The organism is Aquiflexum gelatinilyticum (genome assembly GCF_024741135.1).
Classification (GTDB): Bacteria; Bacteroidota; Bacteroidia; order Cytophagales; family Cyclobacteriaceae; genus Cognataquiflexum; species Cognataquiflexum gelatinilyticum.
In genome coordinates this window covers 119,795-137,807 of record NZ_JANSUY010000010.1, presented here as the reverse complement: position 1 = coordinate 137,807, position 18,013 = coordinate 119,795, and the positions used below count along the sequence as shown (strand labels likewise).

Annotated in this window: 18 protein-coding genes; 9 read left to right on the top strand and 9 right to left on the bottom strand. The window is 37.4% G+C overall.

Annotated elements, in window-relative coordinates; genetic code table 11:
- Positions 1-159: 159 nt before the first annotated feature.
- A complete protein-coding gene (locus NU887_RS12265) occupies positions 160-951 on the top strand; it encodes a hypothetical protein (RefSeq protein ID WP_258423674.1) in 792 nt (263 codons plus the stop codon).
- A 59-nt stretch (positions 952-1,010) separates the two neighbouring features.
- Here NU887_RS12265 and mgrA read toward each other — a convergent pair whose 3' ends face one another.
- The 6 genes from mgrA to topA form a co-directional block, all read right to left on the bottom strand.
- Positions 1,011-2,030: an L-glyceraldehyde 3-phosphate reductase gene (gene mgrA, locus NU887_RS12260; protein ID WP_258423673.1), complete on the bottom strand. Its 1,020-nt coding sequence runs from the start codon at positions 2,028-2,030 to the stop codon at positions 1,011-1,013.
- Positions 2,031-2,049: 19 nt separating this feature from the next.
- On the bottom strand, positions 2,050-3,072 hold the full coding sequence (locus NU887_RS12255) for a patatin-like phospholipase family protein (protein ID WP_258423672.1): 1,023 nt from the start codon (positions 3,070-3,072) through the stop codon (positions 2,050-2,052).
- Positions 3,073-3,206: 134 nt separating this feature from the next.
- Positions 3,207-4,538, bottom strand: a complete 1,332-nt coding sequence (locus NU887_RS12250; protein WP_258423671.1) for a YfcC family protein — start codon at positions 4,536-4,538, stop codon at positions 3,207-3,209.
- A 61-nt stretch (positions 4,539-4,599) separates the two neighbouring features.
- A complete protein-coding gene (locus NU887_RS12245; protein ID WP_258423670.1) occupies positions 4,600-5,949 on the bottom strand; it encodes a flavin-containing monooxygenase in 1,350 nt (449 codons plus the stop codon).
- Positions 5,942-6,634: an SIR2 family NAD-dependent protein deacylase gene (locus NU887_RS12240; RefSeq protein ID WP_258423669.1), complete on the bottom strand. Its 693-nt coding sequence runs from the start codon at positions 6,632-6,634 to the stop codon at positions 5,942-5,944. Before NU887_RS12240 ends, NU887_RS12245 begins: the two co-directional genes overlap by 8 nt.
- A gap of 121 nt (positions 6,635-6,755) precedes the next feature.
- Positions 6,756-9,080, bottom strand: coding sequence for a type I DNA topoisomerase (gene topA / locus NU887_RS12235; protein ID WP_258423668.1), 2,325 nt, complete (start codon positions 9,078-9,080; stop codon positions 6,756-6,758).
- Between the two features lie 155 nt (positions 9,081-9,235).
- Between topA and sixA the strand changes: the two genes are divergently transcribed.
- Positions 9,236-9,715, top strand: coding sequence for a phosphohistidine phosphatase SixA (gene sixA, locus NU887_RS12230; protein ID WP_258423667.1), 480 nt, complete (start codon positions 9,236-9,238; stop codon positions 9,713-9,715).
- Between the two features lie 250 nt (positions 9,716-9,965).
- Here sixA and NU887_RS12225 read toward each other — a convergent pair whose 3' ends face one another.
- Both NU887_RS12225 and NU887_RS12220 read right to left on the bottom strand, forming a co-directional pair.
- The gene (locus NU887_RS12225) at positions 9,966-10,331 is read right to left on the bottom strand and encodes a BlaI/MecI/CopY family transcriptional regulator (protein WP_258423666.1); all 366 of its coding nucleotides are present in this window, start codon (positions 10,329-10,331) and stop codon (positions 9,966-9,968) included.
- Positions 10,332-10,589: 258 nt separating this feature from the next.
- Positions 10,590-11,339 (bottom strand): acyl-CoA desaturase, encoded by a 750-nt coding sequence (locus NU887_RS12220; RefSeq protein WP_258423665.1) that lies wholly within the window; start codon positions 11,337-11,339, stop codon positions 10,590-10,592.
- Between the two features lie 334 nt (positions 11,340-11,673).
- Between NU887_RS12220 and NU887_RS12215 the strand changes: the two genes are divergently transcribed.
- Positions 11,674-12,045 (top strand): phage holin family protein, encoded by a 372-nt coding sequence (locus NU887_RS12215; protein ID WP_258423664.1) that lies wholly within the window; start codon positions 11,674-11,676, stop codon positions 12,043-12,045.
- Positions 12,046-12,048: 3 nt separating this feature from the next.
- On the opposite strand, the gene NU887_RS12210 is transcribed toward NU887_RS12215, so the two are convergent.
- On the bottom strand, positions 12,049-12,480 hold the full coding sequence (locus NU887_RS12210; protein WP_258423663.1) for an AlbA family DNA-binding domain-containing protein: 432 nt from the start codon (positions 12,478-12,480) through the stop codon (positions 12,049-12,051).
- Between the two features lie 127 nt (positions 12,481-12,607).
- Here NU887_RS12210 and NU887_RS12205 point away from each other — a divergent pair, with 127 nt between their 5' ends.
- From NU887_RS12205 to NU887_RS12180, 6 genes are all read left to right on the top strand, one after another.
- Entirely contained in the window at positions 12,608-13,171 is a 564-nt protein-coding gene (locus NU887_RS12205; RefSeq protein ID WP_258423662.1) for a hypothetical protein, read from the top strand.
- 64 nt (positions 13,172-13,235) lie between these two features.
- A complete protein-coding gene (locus tag NU887_RS12200; RefSeq protein ID WP_258423661.1) occupies positions 13,236-14,138 on the top strand; it encodes a histone deacetylase family protein in 903 nt (300 codons plus the stop codon).
- Between the two features lie 4 nt (positions 14,139-14,142).
- Entirely contained in the window at positions 14,143-14,385 is a 243-nt protein-coding gene (locus NU887_RS12195; protein ID WP_258423660.1) for a hypothetical protein, read from the top strand.
- 74 nt (positions 14,386-14,459) lie between these two features.
- The gene (locus tag NU887_RS12190; protein WP_258423659.1) at positions 14,460-15,068 is read left to right on the top strand and encodes an OmpH/Skp family outer membrane protein; all 609 of its coding nucleotides are present in this window, start codon (positions 14,460-14,462) and stop codon (positions 15,066-15,068) included.
- Positions 15,069-15,165: 97 nt separating this feature from the next.
- Positions 15,166-16,137: a deoxyhypusine synthase family protein gene (locus tag NU887_RS12185; RefSeq protein WP_258423658.1), complete on the top strand. Its 972-nt coding sequence runs from the start codon at positions 15,166-15,168 to the stop codon at positions 16,135-16,137.
- A gap of 1 nt (position 16,138) precedes the next feature.
- Positions 16,139-17,851: an OmpA family protein gene (locus tag NU887_RS12180; protein WP_258423657.1), complete on the top strand. Its 1,713-nt coding sequence runs from the start codon at positions 16,139-16,141 to the stop codon at positions 17,849-17,851.
- Positions 17,852-18,013 lie beyond the last annotated feature (162 nt).

Genomic DNA, 18,013 nt, shown 5'->3' with positions numbered 1-18,013 from the left:
AATGATTTATCTTGGTAATTATTCCCTAACTGGATAATATTTTACCAATTTAATAAATGATAGAAAAAAACAGCAGTAAAAATTATCATTTTCAAAATTTAATTCCTAAATTTTATCAAATACTTATCATTAAGTCTTCAATCCCAAAATTATAATACTATGAAAAAATTAAGCATTTTCTTGTTTATGGGGATTATGGCCATATCAATGGCAAAAGCCCAAGAACCGACGTATCTGGTATTTGAATTTATCAAAGTGGAATCGAACCAAACTTATGATTTCATTGAATTCAAAGATTTTATGGAAAAAATATACATGGCTGCTGTCAATGATAAAAAGATAAAGGGATGGGACTTTTGGGCTTTACAATCAGGTGCGGACCCAACTGAATTCCAATACATTACTATCACATATTTTGATAACCCCGTGAATATGATGACCGGGCTTCAGGATGAAGACATGGTCAAATATGCAATGGTGGCATATCCCCACCTCACCGAAAAACAGGTAGTTGAAAAATTCAATGCAGCTATAAGTAGCCGGGATTTGGCTCAAAGAGCTTACATGCAGGAAATTGCAAGAACGAGAGACAGCTTTCATCTCAAGAAAGGTTCATTGGCTTCTTTTGATATGATGAAAGCAGTGGAAGGGAAATTCCAAGAGTATGAAAAAGCAGAGAAGGAAGTCTTTCTAAAAATACATCAAAATAGGATTGAAAAGGGATTGATGGGTAGTTGGAGTCTACTCAGGACTGCATTGCCTTTTGGAAGTGAAGCAAAATATACCCACTTGACCATGAACATGTATAAAGACTATTTACAATTTTTCAATGCCCAAGAATATGAGGATATGGAATCTACTGCAGAACAGCGTGCTGCGGCAGAAAAAGGGATACAGGCGAGAGAACAGAAATATATTTATTTGGCGACTTTGGAAAACGCTGTCCGATAAGCACAAAAAATCAACCACCGGAGAGGATTTAAATCAGTTCTATCCGGTGGTTTTTTTATTTAATTCTTTAGAATCAATTCTATTTTTTCCAGTTCTTCGGAAGAGAAATGAAGGTTTTTAACTGCTTCGACATTTTCTGCCAATTGCTCCGGTTTGCTTACTCCGACTAGGACAGTTGTAATCCTTGGATCTTTGAGCAGCCATGCTATTGCCATTTGTGCCAGACTTTGACCTCTATTTAAAGCGATATCATTAAGCCCACGGACTTTGTTGATCACATCATCAGTAACCTGATCTTTTTTAAGGTACCTACCGTCTTTGGCAATCCTGCTGTCTTCAGGTATTCCTTTTAAGTATTTGTCAGTCAAAATACCTTGCTCCAAAGGTGAGAAAGCGATTGATCCAATTCCTTTTTCTCCCAAAACATCCAATAAGCCTCCTTCAACCCATCTGTCAAACATACTATACCTAGGTTGATGGATAAATAGTGGAGTTCCCATTTCTTTCAAAATCTTGTAAGCTTTTGCAGTGTCTTCTGCATTGTATTGTGAAATACCTGCATACAAAGCTTTTCCCTGTCTTACAATTTGGTCCAAAGCGCCCATTGTTTCCTCAAGTGGCGTTCCCGGATCGGGTCTATGGTGATAAAAAACGTCAACATAATCCAGTCCCATCCTTTTCAGACTTTGATCAAGGGAAGCGATTAAATACTTTCTAGATCCATGGTTTCCATATGGTCCCGGCCACATGTCCCATCCTGCTTTGGTAGATATGATCAATTCATCCCTGTAGGGTCTGAAATCCTTTTCCATGATCCTTCCAAAAGTCTCTTCAGCAGATCCATAAGGAGGACCGTAATTATTGGCAAGATCAAAGTGGGTGATTCCAAAGTCAAATGCCTGACGAAGAATATTTCTTGCATTTTTGAAATCAGCATTATGTCCGAAGTTATGCCATAATCCAAGGGAAATCATAGGTAACATGACCCCACTTTTACCGCACCTTCTATACTCCATGGAATCATATCTAGATTCATCAGCACGGTACATTGGAAGAGGTTGATGGTCGTTGATATTCATTTTATATTATTTATAAGTTTTAGGATTTATTTTCAATCAGTGTCTTTACCAATTCATCTATTTTGGCTTCATTTTTTTTCACGAATTGTTCACCTGCTCTTTTTAATGCAGCCATATTTTTTGGTGTCGCATCAGCTAAATCGGAATTGGCATTTCCTATTTCAGGTTCCAACCGGATATAGCCTTCATTATTGTTCCCGGCATCAAAAAGCCATTCCAATTGATGGGAAACAGTTTCTGAATTGCCTGACATCATCACATCTATCAAAGGCTTGATCCATTCTACCATTCCAAAGTTTTTTGCCTTTTTGTATGGAATGGGTTTTTTGACTGATCCGGTACCGATCGAGAGCATGAGCATATCTTTTGAAGTAGGATTGGCAATGTCGCCAAATATACATTTTCTGACCTCCGCATAAGCACACATCGCAGGATTATTGGCGAAAACACCTCCATCAATTAACGGAAAGGATTCCGCAGATTTAGATTGGATCAGTGCTGTTTCAAAGTAGGTGGGGGCAGCGGAAGTAGCTAAACTCAAATCCCTTACATAAAAATCATCCGCTTCATTTTCACGTGCTTTCCCATGTTTGAAAAACTTCGCCTTTCTATTTTCAATATCATAGGATGTAAATAAACAAGGCCTGATCAGTTGGCTCAAAAGTGTATCCCCAAAATATTCACGAAGGGCTTTTTTCAAATTTGAATTTGAAAATTTCTCATCCTTTAAACCATAAAGAGTCCTGACTTTTTGAGATATCGGATTACTGAAAATTTCCTGACCGTTTTGCAAATATAGTTCAACCACTTCGGCCATAGTATATTTTGGCTTACTTGGATTATTTGGATCAGGAACAAGCATACCGCAACCCAATATTCCTCCTGTACTCGTACCTGCTACAAAATCAATATAATCTACGAGCCTGGCGTCCGGACCTGATAATTGATCTTGAAGTTTTTTTTCAATTAGTGCAAGGATAGTCCCGGGAATTATCCCTCTGATGCCACCTCCATCTATGGAGATGATTGTTACCTTTTTCATTTAGATAGGATTTAGTAAAAATTTTATAGTGACTATTTAAATTTAATAATTTAAAGGTGCTTTTTGAGAAGAAAAATCAAATAAAAACAGATCTGATAAAGGTTAATTAATTTGTGCTAAAAATAAATCTGATATCAGAAAACAACAATTGCAAACAGGATACTGGAGGACCCAATGAGCAACAAAATTAGAATCGGTTTCCACGCCACCCTCATCCATTCTTTGTAAGAAATGCCCGATGCGGCCAATATCGCCATCAATGCGCCGTTTGTCGGTGTCACCAAATCCATCAATCCGGCTCCGTATTGATAGGCTAACACAACGACTTGTCTAGACATACCGATCAAATCAGCAATAGGAGCCAACAAAGGCATAGTCAGAACAGCCTGGCCTGAAGTACTCGGTACAGGAATATGCAAGATGCATTGTCCTGCCAACATAAAAATACCTGATAAACTGAGCGGCAATCCTTCTAAAGGACTGAATAAACCAAGTATTATGGTATCTATAATCTGTCCATCCTGTAAAACCAAATAAATACTCCTAGCCATACCAACGATTACACCTGCAAATATCATTTCTCCAAAACCTTCAGAATAAGCCCTTGCAGTTCCATTAATTCCAAGATTTCCTATCAAACCCACAGTCATTCCCAAAACAAAGAAAATAGCTGACATTTCATTGTAATTCCATCCCCAATTGGTCAAACCGAATACCATGATTCCAAAAGTCAGGCCAACAAGAATCAAAATCAATACATGGATGTTAGATAGTTTTTTTGGAACCTTGACAGAGATAGTTTCTGAAAGAGATTTGTCTTTCCCGTTTTTTATAAAATAACCGATCCAAAAAGAAAGCGCCAAAATGAGAAAAACCATACGAAACAAACCACCTGAAAAAACCGGTACTTGCGCGACTTTTTGCGCAATGATTACCCCAAAAGGGTTGGTTGGGCCAAATGAACCCCCAATTACCGCTGAACCCAAACTGAAGGCAATCACGGCCGTTTTTGAGTAACCTATTTTGTTAGCCAACACCATAAGTAGGGGTACCATAGCAATTACTTCCTCTTGAAATCCGCTCAAATTCCCCATGGTAGCAAATAGGATTCCTAAGATTATGATGAGATAAGATTTTGCTTTGCTAAATCTGAAAATCAAAACCTCCAAGCCACTACTGAATGCCCCGGTTTTTTCAACCACATAAAAAGCGCCACCTATGATTAGAATCAATATTACTACATCTGCTCCTTCAATAAATCCCTCGGGTACACTCAAAAAAATTTTCCCAATACTCACAGGATTATTTTCAATATGCCGGTAACTACCCTGAACGACAATTTCCCTACCAGTAGCTTCATCCAATATCCTGTCATAGGAACCTGCAGGGACGAAATAGGTCAGCAATGCAGCAAATCCTATAAAGACTAGCATGATAATCAAAGGGTGGGGGAAGGAGATTTTCATTTCAGTTGGATTTTTGAAATATGGGTTTTGCGGTGTGGAATATACAATTTGAAAAGAGGCCTTATGAATTAGATGGAACTGCTATTGGTTGTTGGCCTGTTTCAATTTTTTCTTTTGAAACATAATCCTTTGGCAGATATTTCAACAGCTGCTTTTTAAATACATGAAAATCCACAGTAATGGTATGCCTAGGTGTATCAATCTGTTTATAATGGGGCTGTGAGACTTCTTTTTCACAGAGATCTTTGATATTGGAAGGTCTGACCCATTTACCGGCTATTTCTCTCGCCATGATCTTTGCCTGTAATTCCGCTCCCGGCCAGATACAGCCTAAAGGTTGGAACATACCCACAAAGTAAAGATTTCGAAATTCGGGGTGAAACATCTTCAGGTAAAGCGGAACCGGACCTGAACTGTAGTCAATCAGTTTTTTGTCAAAGAAAGGGTGGGAAAGGTAATAACCTGTGCAGGCAATAATGGTATCATACTCTTCCTCTGTCCCATCTTCAAAAATCACTTTTTTCCCTTCCAGTCTTTTTATATCAGGACGAGGTTTCACTTTCCCATGTCGGATTTTATAAAGCAGTTCATCATTAATAGTAGGGTGGGTTTCCCCGAATTTGTTTTCCACTTTTCGCAAACCGTAAAGGTGGTTATCACCTACCATTATTTTGAGTAAAATATCAAAGAAGAAACTTCTGATTTTTAAAGGTATCCAAGCACTTCTTTCGCCGATCTTATCAGAAGGCTGCCCAAAAAAGAACTTTGGTATGATTCTATAACCACGCCTCCAAGAAATGGCGGTCATTTTACTGACCCTACTAGTTTCGACAGCGACATCGCATGCGGAATTGCCACCACCTATGACAAGAACCCTTTTGTCTTTGAAAGGCTCAGCTTTTTTGAATGAATGCGAATGCAAAAATTCCCCTGTAAATTCCCCCGGGTAATTTGGCCACCTTGGATTCCAATGATGGCCATTGCAGACTACCAAATCTGAAAATTCTTCTGCTTTTTTTATTCCATCAGTTTCGGTAGTGATTTCCCATTTTTCTTGGCCTAGCCATTCGCAGTGGATAACCATGGTATTGAACCTGATGTGTTTGATCAACCCAAAATGATTGGCGTATGCCTGAAAGTACCCTCTCAATTCATCGTGAGAAGGATAATCAGAAACCGTTGGGTCAAAATCATCAAAAGTAAAATCCGAATATTGGGAAAGGGTTTTGGAACTGATGATATGTGTGGTTTCAAAGACACTTGAATGGCTTTCATTTTCAGAATAAACCCAATTTCCTCCTACCTCTGAATTTCTATCAAATCCAACAGCAGGGATGCCTTGGTCCAATAAATTTTTCAAAGCCGTGATACCTGATGGTCCGGCACCTATGACAGCTACTTTTTTAAACATAATTTAAAACGATTTCTTCAGACATGATTTTTGTTCCAATTGACGCCGGAGCTTCTATTTTCCGAAGGTTCCCAAAAGATGATATTTGAGGGATTTTAACATCAATGATATACTTTGAGGAATTGGCAGGGCTATATTCTATCAAACTCGCAGCTGGATAAACTGCCAAAGATGTACCTATTACAGCAAAGATATCAGTATCCAAAGTTGCATTGATGGCAACCTCCATCATCGGAACGCTTTCTCCAAACCATACAATAAAAGGCCTTAATTGACTTCCTTTTTCACACACATCTCCCAAATTAATTTCCCATTCATTCATTTCGTAAACCAACCTTGGATCTATGGTACTTTGAGATTTGAAAAGTTCACCATGGAGATGGATAATCTTGGACGAGCCTGCCCGCTCATGGAGATTGTCAACATTTTGGGTTATAATGGTCACATCAAAATACTGCTCTAAGCGCGCAAGTTCATAATGGGCTTTATTGGGATGCACAGTAAGTGCCTGTTTTCTTCTTTTGTTATAAAAATCAAGAACAAGAGAAGGGTTTTTTTTCCATCCTTCAGGAGAAGCAACTTCCATCACATCATGGCCTTCCCAAAGCCCGCCGCTGTCACGGAAAGTACTGATACCGCTTTCCGCAGATATTCCTGCTCCGGTAAGAACCACTAATTTTTTCATTTCAAAAATCAGATTGAGGTGAAAGGGTGATAATGCACTCAATCTCAAGAAAAAAATGACAAAAAGAAAATAGAAAGAATTTTATAAGGATAAAAAAAAGGGACTTTAAGTCCCTTTTGAGTTATGCTTTCTTTTTTGCAAACTTACCTTTCTTTTTTGTGTCAGGTTGATTTTCAATTATTTCTAATGTTTCAGTGTAAGTAAGACTTTCAGCTTCTTTTCCTTTAGGGATTTTGAAGTTGTTTTTTCCAAACTTGATATAAGGTCCCCATCTTCCGTTCAGGACTTGAATTTCTGTATTTTCATCAAAAGTTTTGATATGCTTTTTATCATCAGCTTCGCGTTTGTCCTCAATGAGTTTGATGGCCTCATCCTCCGTAATGGTCATCGGGTCTTGTTCTTTTCCAAGTGATACAAACTTTTCATCATGCCTGAGATAAGGGCCAAATTTACCTACAGCGGCAATGATCTTTTTATCTTCAAAATATCCCACTTCTCTCGGCAATTTGAAAAGTTCCAAAGCCTCCTCCAGGGTAATATTCTCGATAAACTGCCCCTTCTTCATACTTGCAAACTGCTTCTGTTCATCTTCTTGGTCACCTATCTGGACCAATGGTCCAAATCTTCCAAGTCTTGCAAATACAGATTTTCCCGATTTGGGGTCTTTGCCCAATTCACGCGCACTGTTAATATCAGCACGGGCAACATTGGCAGTTTCTTCAACCCGGAGGTGAAATTTACTGTAAAAACCCTCGATCATATCCTCCCAATTCTGTCCTCCATGGGCTATATCATCGAATTCTTTTTCAACTTTGGCTGTAAATGAAAAGTCGATGACATTGGGAAAATGCTCAACAAGGAAATCATTGACCACCATGGCAATGTTGGTTGGGAAAAGCTTGTTCTTATCCGCCCCCGTTATTTCTTTTTTGGTTTCTTTTGAAAATTGACCTTGGACAACTTTCATTTCAACGTAGTTTCTATCGGTTCCTTCACGGGATTCCTTAGCTACATAATCTCTCTTTTGGATCGTAGAAATTGTAGGAGCATAAGTAGAAGGCCTTCCTATTCCCATTTCTTCTAATTTTTTCACCAGAGAAGCTTCCGTATACCTTGGGGCGGGTCTGGAGAAAGTTTCTCTACCCTTCATTTCCTCCAAATCCAGATTTTGACCGATATTTACAGGAGGGATCAAACCTTTATTGCCATTTTCTTCATCCTCAGGTTCGTCGTCAGTATCTTCAAGATACACTTTCAGGAATCCCTCAAATTTGATCACCTCGCCGGAAGCTATCAATTTCTCATTGGTCGAAGAAATTCCGATAGTTACAATTGTTCTTTCAAGTTGGGCATCTGCCATTTGGGAAGCTATGGCACGCTTCCAAATCAATTCATACAGACGCTGTTCGTTTCTGTCTCCGTTGACCTCACTTTTAGAAAAATCAGTGGGCCTGATAGCTTCATGAGCTTCCTGAGCACTTTCAGATTTTGTGGTAAACTTTCGCGGCTGATGAAATTCAGGACCGTAAGATGCATTGATTTCATTTTTAGCCGCTGTGATAGCGTCCTCAGAAAGGTTCACACTATCTGTTCGCATATAAGTAATCTTTCCTGCTTCATAGAGCTTTTGAGCCACAGACATGGTCTGAGCAACTGAAAAACTCAATTTCCTACTTGCTTCCTGTTGAAGAGTCGAAGTTGTAAAAGGTGGTGCGGGAGATTTTTTTGCAGGTTTTTTCTCAAGGTTTTCAATCGAAAAATCTGCAGAAAGGCATTTCTTTAAAAACTCCTCTGCTTCAGCCTGAGTATCAAATTTTTTGGGGAGTTCTGCAGAAAGCCTTTTGCCTTTTATGTCAAATATTGCAGTGATTTTATAAGAGGATTTCGATTTGAATTTTTCAATTTCCCTTTCTCTCTCCACAATCAGCCTGACAGCAACAGATTGAACCCTGCCTGCAGAAAGTCCGGCTTTTATTTTTTTCCAAAGAATAGGGGATAGTTCAAACCCCACCAATCTATCAAGGATTCTGCGGGCTTGTTGCGCATTGACAAGGTCTATATCAATTTTCCTAGGGTTTTCTATAGCTTTGAGGATCGCATTTTTGGTAATTTCCCTAAAAACTATTCGTTTTGTTTGCTCATCCTTTAGATTCAATACTTCCTTTAGATGCCATGAAATAGCTTCCCCTTCGCGGTCATCATCACTTGCAAGGTAAATGGTCTCAGCATCTTTCACCAAACTTTTTAGCTGTTTGATAACATCTTTTTTGTCAGGAGTAACTTCGTAGGTCGGTTTAAACTTGTTTTTAACATCAATGGCATGATCTCCTTTAGGCAAATCACGGACATGACCATAACTGGAGGCAACCTTAAAATCCTTACCGAGATAACCTTCGATGGTTTTCGCTTTGGCAGGTGACTCTACTATTACTAAATTTTTTGACATAAGTATGTTGCTTTTAAAGATTGGTTCGCTTCTTTAGCTATCCAATTAAAATCCTAAAAATAGACTGCAATATATTCCTATCCAAATAAAGAGGAGCATCATCTTTTTAATTGGTGCGTTTTTAGCCATTTTTACGGATACTAAAAATCAATTAAATGGCACCACAAAAACTTTTATTCATCCTTAGGCATGGAGATGCCGAACCAGGAATCGGCCATCTCGGGGACCTTCGCAGACCACTTTCGGAAAAAGGGAAAATCAAGATTAATCAGCTGTCAAATATCCTAAAAAGTAGAGGTGTGGCTTTTGATCTGATTTTGGTAAGTCCTTCTGCGAGAACATCTGAGACTGTAGAAATAATAACAAAACATATTAATTATAAAAAAATATCGGTCGAAGATGAAATCTATGAAGCAGAAACCATAGACCTTATGCATCTGATTAACAAAACAGATAAAAATGTAGAAAATTTACTTTTGGTGGGCCATAATCCCGCATTGAGCTCCTTGGTTTCCTTTATTACAGGAGTAGATTCCATTAATATGCTTCCAGGAATGCTTTCAATTATCGAAATTCAGGTTGAGGATTGGGATCAGGTTGGTGGTGAAACTGGGGTTCTGAGGGAATCTCTTTAATATTACTTGTCTTATTCTCTCTGTTTTCTATTTCTGAATTCTTCTTTTACACCAAAAATCACTTGAAGACTCTATCTCATTGGTAGAAATCCCATAGTTTCATTTTCTTTTGGTTTGAAATTAATGAACACGTCGAAAGAATGATAACTTTTTTTATATAAAAAATCTTTTTAGGCTGTTCAATTTGGTAAAAAAATAGTCGCTCTTCTTAAGAAGAGCGACTATTTCGTAAATAAGACAATTTCAAGGATTATTTTTTAAGATCACCTTTTACTTCTTCCATGATTTTTTCCAGATCTTTTGTATCAAGGTTTTTATCCTTTGAGTGGAAGGAAATCAGTTTGGCAAAGGATCCGCTGAAATAACCTGCAAGTAGGTTTTTAATTGAAAAGCTTCTGTATTCGTCTTTCGAAACTATGGGAAAATACTCATGGGATTTTCCGTAAGCTTTGTGATTGACAAATCCTTTTCTTTCCAAAATCCTTACGATAGTGGATACCGTATTGTAAGCTGGTTTTGGTTCGGACATTTTTTCCAAGATATCTTTGACGAATCCTCTCTCGATATCCCACAGAATCTGCATGATCTGTTCTTCTGCGCGGGTTAGTTCTCTCATAATGTGTTTAAGTTTAAATTCGTTTCCAACTTATCCATTTAGTTTCTTAATTCCAAGGAAAGGAATTAAATCTTTTTTCAAGATTTAATATTTTTTTTTAGGTAGGTTTTCGGTTATGGTTCAAGTGATAGATAAGTTAAAAAAAATCATTTAAAAATTATAAAAAACAAATATCTATATTTCAATATAGAATATACAGATACAAAATAAAAAAACCTCCATTTGGAGGTTTTTTGAGATGAAATATAAATATTCCAATTAAATTGTTCGTAGCTTAATGATTCCTGATGCATGAAGTAACTTCACAATAGGATAGGTGGGGTCAAATTCATACCATTTAACTGCGAAATTGGGTCGGTTAGGTAATTTATGGTGATTGTTTTGAAACAATTCTCCAAGCATCAAAATATCAAGCAATAAACTGTTTTTAGATTTGTCGTTGTTGTCAAAGTTAGAATACCCATACTTGTGGCCACTCCAGTTTACAATTGCTCCGTGAACAGGTCCCATCATAAAGTGTATTGGCAATAAAAAGTACATCCACCAATGGGTACCTGCCAATTCAAATACAGATATGCTCAAAACATAAACCAAAACGTAGAATACACCCCAAGCTAGCCTTACAGCCATTGTGTCTGCAAACAAATCAAATTTATTCCAATCAGGTACATCCTTTGAAAATCTCTCTTCAGGTTTCAGTTTGAAGCTGAAGTAATCATTATAGATATTCTTTGTTTTCCACATCATTGTAAATAAATTCTCTGTATGATGGGGACTATGTGGATCTTTTGGAGTGTCACTGTACGCGTGATGCATTCTGTGCAGAATCGCATAAGCTCTCGGCGACAGATAGGAACTTCCCTGACAAACCCAGGTAAAGAAATAGAAAAACTTTTCCCAGTATTTGTTCATAGAAAACATCTGATGGGCAGCATACCTATGGAGGAAGAAACTTTGGCAGAACAAAGAGAAATACCAATGCAAGAGAAAGAAAACAATCAATATCACTGTTTCGGGATTAAGAATTAATAACTGGATGTAAAGATATACCCATAAATCAAAATTTTAAATCAAAGTTGTAGGAACGGAAATTTTATTTAAAATATTTTCATTTCGTAATGATAATAAACCGATACCAATGCTCATTTGTTTTTTTGCTTTGAGTTTGTGGCTAACATATTGGAATGAAAAATAAAAATACTCAATTGAATCAACTATTCTTATTATATCATTTATATGGCGTATAGGAAACCATTATAAACCCAGAATGAAATGGCACAGGTAAAAAATTTGAACCATAAAATCCAATTCTTAAATTTAAAAAATTTTAAATTCCATTCCGATGAGCAAATCCAATGATGCTTCATACATTATTATTCAGCTGATTTTGGGGGCTGTTTCAGTTTTGATTGTCCAATACATACTTCCCGGAGTAGAGGTAGATGGTTTTTTTACAGCTTTTGTCGTTGCAGCGTTACTGACGTTATTGAACCTGACTATTAAGCCAATTTTGATTTTTTTGACTATTCCAATCACGATTTTGACACTTGGACTTTTCCTGCTCGGAATTAACGCAATTCTGATTTTATTGGCAGCTGAGATTATACCGGGTTTTTCCGTTGATGGATTTTGGTGGGCTTTGTTGTTTAGCTTGATACTCAGTATTGTCAATTCCCTATTGGGTGTAAATGTTGGGGGAAAAAGAGGGAATTAAAAATCATGATTGAGGGAGGGTTTGATCTCCATTTCTTAGGTAAATCACTTTCTCACCGTTTTGGTTTTTGAAAAAATGTAACTGACTTGATTTTTTGACATGAACAAGCAAAACCATTTTTTCGATTTCAATTTTATTTTGGTCTATTTCAATGTTTTCCAAGATTTCATATTGAAGCGAATGAATAGGTGGATCACAAAATTCTCTTGCCGCTTTTTCAACCATAAAAATTTCCTCCTCGGGATCTATTCCAATTATTAGCCTTTTATCGGATACCCCTATCACAAGAGTACCTCCTTCCGAATTTGAAAATGCAACAAGAGTTTTTGCTATTTTTTGTGCTGAAGTGATGGATTGCTTAAAATCCATAGAAATGCCTTCTTTTGATTTCAGAAGGGTTTTTAAAAATTCTTCGTTTTTTTTTGGTAACAACATTTTTTTTTAATGTAAATACTTGTATTTTAATTAATTAAATTAAAAAAGTGTTTATTCTTTGCTCAAAATGCTTTTAAGTTAACAGAAAGCATTGTATGTTGTCTCCAATTCTACCAACTTTTATCCTATGAAATATAAAAATGAAGGTTTTGCACCTGAAACGATTGAAGCTTTGAAAAAAGAACTTGAAGCCTCAAAGAAAAGCTTCAAGATTGTTCCCGGAGAGGATAATTCCGAGGAATTTGTAAATTTTTACTTCATTGGCATGCACGAAGGTAAAGAAGTAATTTACGATGCGGCCTTATATACATTAAGACTTCACCATGCTTCCGAGGTTTATGAACTTGCCGAACATGAGGCGGCGAAGAAATTTTCTAATTTTAAAGGAATCCATTATGAAGAGGATGAAAATGGAAACCTCAAACCGTTAAGTAGCGAGGAGGAAGAGATAGGGTGGTTTATGACTGAAATCATTATGGATATTGAAGAAGATGAATCTGTAAAAGTCCAGGAATTTGTCGATGTAGATATGAATCACGACTATGGAATTGGTTTGGACGCTGCTTTAAATGTGGATGATATAAATGAAAAGGTGATTACGAAATTTATCAAAGAATTTAATGATGATACTTTGGTTTTGGATGATACACTTTATGCTTTCCAATCCGAAGAAGAGGATGTGGATGATTGAATTGTGATGCTTTTCCAAACCATTTCTCAAAGCGCTTGTTACACAACAAGCGTTTTTTTATGTTATGCTTAAAATTGCCTGGTCTCCTATATACTGCCATCCGCTTCCCGAGGGTCACCGCTTCCCTATGGAAAAATATAATATCCTGCCCGAGCAACTCTTATATGAGGGTACGGTAAAGTCAAGCAATTTTTTTTCTCAGCAAAAATTGGAAGAAAAATGGATAGTAAACACACATATCCCTTCCTACTTTGGAAAGTTAACTAGCCTCAATCTCAATAAGTCTGAAATCAGGAAAACGGGGTTTCCCCTAAGCCATGAATTGATTGATAGAGAAATCCATATTATGCATGGCTCAGTACAGGCTTCCTTATTTGCGCTTGAATATGGAATAGCAATGAACATTGCCGGAGGTACACACCATGCATTTGCAGATAGAGGGGAGGGATTTTGCTTGTTAAACGATATTGCCATTGCTTCAAATTTTCTTCTGGAAAATGGATTAAGGAAAAAAATCCTTGTTGTGGATTTGGATGTGCACCAAGGAAACGGCACTGCAAGTATTTTCGAAAAACTCCCCTCGGTATTCACCTTTAGCATGCATGGTGCTTCAAACTATCCCATGCACAAAGAAAAATCTGACCTTGACATTCCTTTGCCTGACAAAACCAATGATGGACAGTATCTGAAAATTTTAAAAGAGACCTTACCTCGGTTGATAGAAACATTTCAGCCTGACTTCATCATGTACCAATGCGGGGTGGATGTCTTGGCATCAGATAAATTGGGAAGATTGGCATTGACAATAGCAGGCTGTAAGGAAAGAGATAAAACAGTGTTGGAACTTGCCAGGCGTCATAGCATACCAATAATGTGTTGTATGGGAGGTGGATATTCTGAAAAATTGAATCTCATTATCGAAGCACACGCCAATACCTACAGACTTGCACAAGATCTATATTTCTAAGAAGATGAAAAAATTAAAAAGAAAATGGCTTATCTATTCAGTAAGCGGAATTTTATTCATGGGAGCTGGATTGAGTGTTTTGGGTGAAGCTGCAATGGCCAAAGCATTTGAAAAAGGATTCATGAATTGGTTTTTGCTCGGAACATTGGGATTGTTGTTGTTTTTTGCAGGATTATCAGTTTTTGGTCAGGGAATAGTTTACAAATCTATTTTGGACCAAAAGAAAAATGACTTTAACGGAAATTAACAATTGTCACTTTAAATAAAATTTGCAAAAAAGATACTTTGTTTATATTTGCGCCAATTAGAAAAAAGACAATCGTGAAAAGAACAGCAAAATTAATAGTCTTGGCAGGTATTTCAGCTTTGACTTTTTCCTCGTGTGACCAAGCCGGTAAAAGCACAGAAGGAACGGCATCGACCGAAACAAGTGAGTCAGTAAGTGTTGCAGACCTAAAGGTGGCCTATGTACTGACAGACAGTGTGATCGCGAGATACACCTATTTCAAAGAAAAATCAGGTGAAATCACCCAAAAAGGAAAAAATTTCGAAAGTGAATTGGGATCAAGAGCAAAAGGATTTGAACAGGAAGTTGCAAACTTCCAACAAACGGCTCAAGCTATGACTCCAAACCAAGCGAGAGCCAAGCAGGACGAATTGGTCAAGAAAGAACAAAACCTGATGACTTACAGAGACAATATCATGCAGGAGTTGTCAGGAGATGAAGCAAAATTATACAGTGACGTTTACGATCAGATTCAGGTATATTTAACCGAATATGCGGAAGCCAACAACTTGGAAATGATATTGTCCTATACCCGTGGTGGAGCTATTTGGTATTCAAATAAAGCATTGGACATTACTGATATTGTGGTAGAAGGTATCAACAAAAAGTACGAAGCATCAAAGACTCCGGCAGCCACCAAGTAATTACTCAGTGGATAGTGAAAAGCCCGGCATATCTTGTCGGGCTTTTTTTATGTCTATTAAATTGGTACTTTTGCACCGAAAAATTCAACAACCAATTATGAAAATCACAGAATTTTTAAAACATAATTTCAGACACTTCAATGCAGCTGCTCTAATTGATGCTGCTGAAGGTTACAAAACCCACTTGGATAACAACGGCAAGATGATGGTGACCTTAGCAGGAGCCATGTCCACTGCCGAATTGGGAATATCACTTGCCGAAATGATCCGTCAAGATAAAATCCAGATTATTTCCTGTACAGGAGCCAATTTGGAAGAAGATGTTTTCAACCTTGTTGCCCATGATTATTATGAGAGAATTCCAAATTACAGAGAATTATCCCCTGAACAAGAACAAGATTTATTAAACCGACACATGAATAGGGTAACCGACACCTGCATTCCTGAGATGGAGGCCATGAGAAGGATTGAAAATGTGATTTTGGAAGAGTGGGTCAAAGCAGATCAGGCAGGAGAAAGTTATTTTCCACATGAATTTTTCTACAAAATCCTTCTATCAGGTAAGCTAGAGTCAAGTTATCAAATAGATCCTAAAAATTCATGGCTCTTGGAAGCCGCTAAAAAGAACCTTCCTATCATCGTACCTGGATGGGAGGATTCAACGCTCGCCAATATGTTTGCAGGTCATGTAATCTCAGGCGATGTGAAGAATGTGCATACGGTAAGGACCGGTATTGAATACATGATGTTTCTTGCAGAATGGTACACCCAAAATGCAAAAGATGAAAGTACCGTAGGATTTTTTCAAATTGGCGGGGGAATTGCTGGTGATTTTCCAATATGTGTCGTTCCGATGCTTCACCAGGATTTACAAAGAGATAATGTACCACTTTGGGGATATTTCTGTCAGATTTCAGATTCTACGACTTCTTACGGATCTTATTCCGGTGCAGTGCCAAATGAAAAGATAACCTGGGGCAAACTTGGACTTGATACACCAAAATATATCATTGAATCAGATGCGACGATTGTTGCTCCCCTGATTTTCGCCATTGTCCTTGACCAATAAAATGAATTCAGAAAATTTAAGTAGTTATTTAAAAGCAAGCGGATTTTTCCTGCTTGCTTTTTTCCTTTTTTCGGCAGTAACCGGACAGGAAATCATCCCGATCAAATCATTGAATTCCCCATATGATGAGCAAAATCCGGTTTTCTCTTCCAATGGTGAACTCTTTTTTACTGTAGGTTTTAATCCTCAAAATAACGGTGGACCTATTGATTTTGGAGATATTTGGTATAGTAAGCCGGACAATAAGGGTGAATGGCAAATTCCCCAAAAAGTTTCAGACTTGTCAACAAATGGTTTAGATGTATTGGTGGGTTTTTCGGATGCACTTACAGCTATGGTCTATCATAGTGGTCAAAATGGAAAAAAGCAGGGAATACACCTTTATTCAAGATTTGGCAGCTCTTGGAATTACCTTCGTCCCCTGGAAATGGGTAATTTTAAGAACAATGGGACACATTTCAGTGGCCGACTTTCTTTGGATGGAAATGTTCTCATCATGTCAATGAATTCTTTTGGGAGCTTTGGAAATGAAGATATTTATGTGAGTTTCAAGCAATCCGAAGGGGTTTGGTCCTCTCCGCTAAATGTAGGTTCACAGGTAAACACTTTTGCTCAGGAACATAGCCCGTACCTTTCTGATGACCTTCAAACGCTTTATTTTTCATCAAACTTCCAGGAAAACAGGAGGGGAAAAGATATTTATTATTCCCAAAGGTCAGGCTCATCATGGGATAGTTGGACTGTCCCTACACCAATTGGGTTTACCAATACTCAAGGCTCGGAAATGGGCTATGTGAAATTTCCTGGAGAGAACAATGCGATTTTTACAAGTACCCAAAACAGTGAGGGTTTCGGAGACTTTTTTATTGTCAAATTCCAAACCATACAACCATTGATTGTTCAGGTAGAAACCGCAATCACCGAAATACCCCAACCTTTGGAAAATGAGGATCTACCAAAAATAGAAAATAGCATCGCATCGGAAATAAAGGATACTTTAAAAATTGAAAAAGTCACTGTCCTTCAGGTAATTCCTGAGGTAAGGGTTGATTCGGTTTCAAAAATTGTAGAAACCATTCCTGAAGAAACCATTATTGAAACTCCAATTTCCACTTCAAACCGTAATTGGAATGAAGTAAAAATCCTGGATGCTCAAACCCAAAGTCCAATAGGCTATAAGATCGAAATAAGTAACGAAAGGGGTATAAAAAGAGAAATACCAAACCAGAATCAACTTTGGAATGAATTGGAGGATCCACAATGGGTCAATCTTTCTATCAGTTCCAAAGGATTTATTCCACAACTATTGGATAAAAACAGCTGGATTGAATCAGAAGGAAAAGAAATTTTGCTCAAACCTGCAGTTGCAGGAACTGCGATAATCTTAGAAAATATTCAGTTCAATAGAGGGACGTCAGATTTTGCAGATGCAAAATCCATCCAGGTTTTAGATGACTTTGTCTTTTTTTTAAAAGAAAATCCTGAAATCAAAATCAGATTGGAGGGACATACCGACAATGCGGGTGATCCGTCCCTGAACAAAGACTTGTCAATGAAAAGGGCTTCAAAAATCAGAGCCTACCTCACGATCAATGGAATTGAATTTGAAAGAATCAGAACATCCGGATGGGGCGGAACTCGACCGATTGCAGATAACAACACTGAGGAAGGAAGAACAAAAAACAGAAGAGTGGAAATGTTGATAGAAAATTAGTAAAACAAAATTCATCAATTTAATATAATGGGTATAAAATATTGTTTTTCAACATTTTATACCCATTTTTTCTGTATGTCAAGATGAATTTATAAAGAATAGTCTTTTCTATTTTATTTCAATTCAAAACAAAAAACAAAAATTCAGGTATGGCATAGTGAA

Bases quoted from the DNA above. Each gene is read 5' to 3' on its own strand.
- NU887_RS12265 (WP_258423674.1), top strand. From the start codon at position 160: ATGAAAAAATTAAGCATTTTCTTGTTTATGGGGATTATGGCCATATCA.
- mgrA (WP_258423673.1), bottom strand. From the start codon at position 2,030: ATGAATATCAACGACCATCAACCTCTTCCAATGTACCGTGCTGATGAA.
- NU887_RS12255 (WP_258423672.1), bottom strand. From the start codon at position 3,072: ATGAAAAAGGTAACAATCATCTCCATAGATGGAGGTGGCATCAGAGGG.
- NU887_RS12250 (WP_258423671.1), bottom strand. From the start codon at position 4,538: ATGAAAATCTCCTTCCCCCACCCTTTGATTATCATGCTAGTCTTTATA.
- NU887_RS12245 (WP_258423670.1), bottom strand. From the start codon at position 5,949: ATGTTTAAAAAAGTAGCTGTCATAGGTGCCGGACCATCAGGTATCACG.
- NU887_RS12240 (WP_258423669.1), bottom strand. From the start codon at position 6,634: ATGAAAAAATTAGTGGTTCTTACCGGAGCAGGAATATCTGCGGAAAGC.
- topA (WP_258423668.1), bottom strand. From the start codon at position 9,080: ATGTCAAAAAATTTAGTAATAGTAGAGTCACCTGCCAAAGCGAAAACC.
- sixA (WP_258423667.1), top strand. From the start codon at position 9,236: ATGGCACCACAAAAACTTTTATTCATCCTTAGGCATGGAGATGCCGAA.
- NU887_RS12225 (WP_258423666.1), bottom strand. From the start codon at position 10,331: ATGAGAGAACTAACCCGCGCAGAAGAACAGATCATGCAGATTCTGTGG.
- NU887_RS12215 (WP_258423664.1), top strand. From the start codon at position 11,674: ATGAGCAAATCCAATGATGCTTCATACATTATTATTCAGCTGATTTTG.
- NU887_RS12210 (WP_258423663.1), bottom strand. From the start codon at position 12,480: ATGTTGTTACCAAAAAAAAACGAAGAATTTTTAAAAACCCTTCTGAAA.
- NU887_RS12205 (WP_258423662.1), top strand. From the start codon at position 12,608: ATGAAATATAAAAATGAAGGTTTTGCACCTGAAACGATTGAAGCTTTG.
- NU887_RS12200 (WP_258423661.1), top strand. From the start codon at position 13,236: ATGCTTAAAATTGCCTGGTCTCCTATATACTGCCATCCGCTTCCCGAG.
- NU887_RS12195 (WP_258423660.1), top strand. From the start codon at position 14,143: ATGAAAAAATTAAAAAGAAAATGGCTTATCTATTCAGTAAGCGGAATT.
- NU887_RS12185 (WP_258423658.1), top strand. From the start codon at position 15,166: ATGAAAATCACAGAATTTTTAAAACATAATTTCAGACACTTCAATGCA.
- NU887_RS12180 (WP_258423657.1), top strand. From the start codon at position 16,139: ATGAATTCAGAAAATTTAAGTAGTTATTTAAAAGCAAGCGGATTTTTC.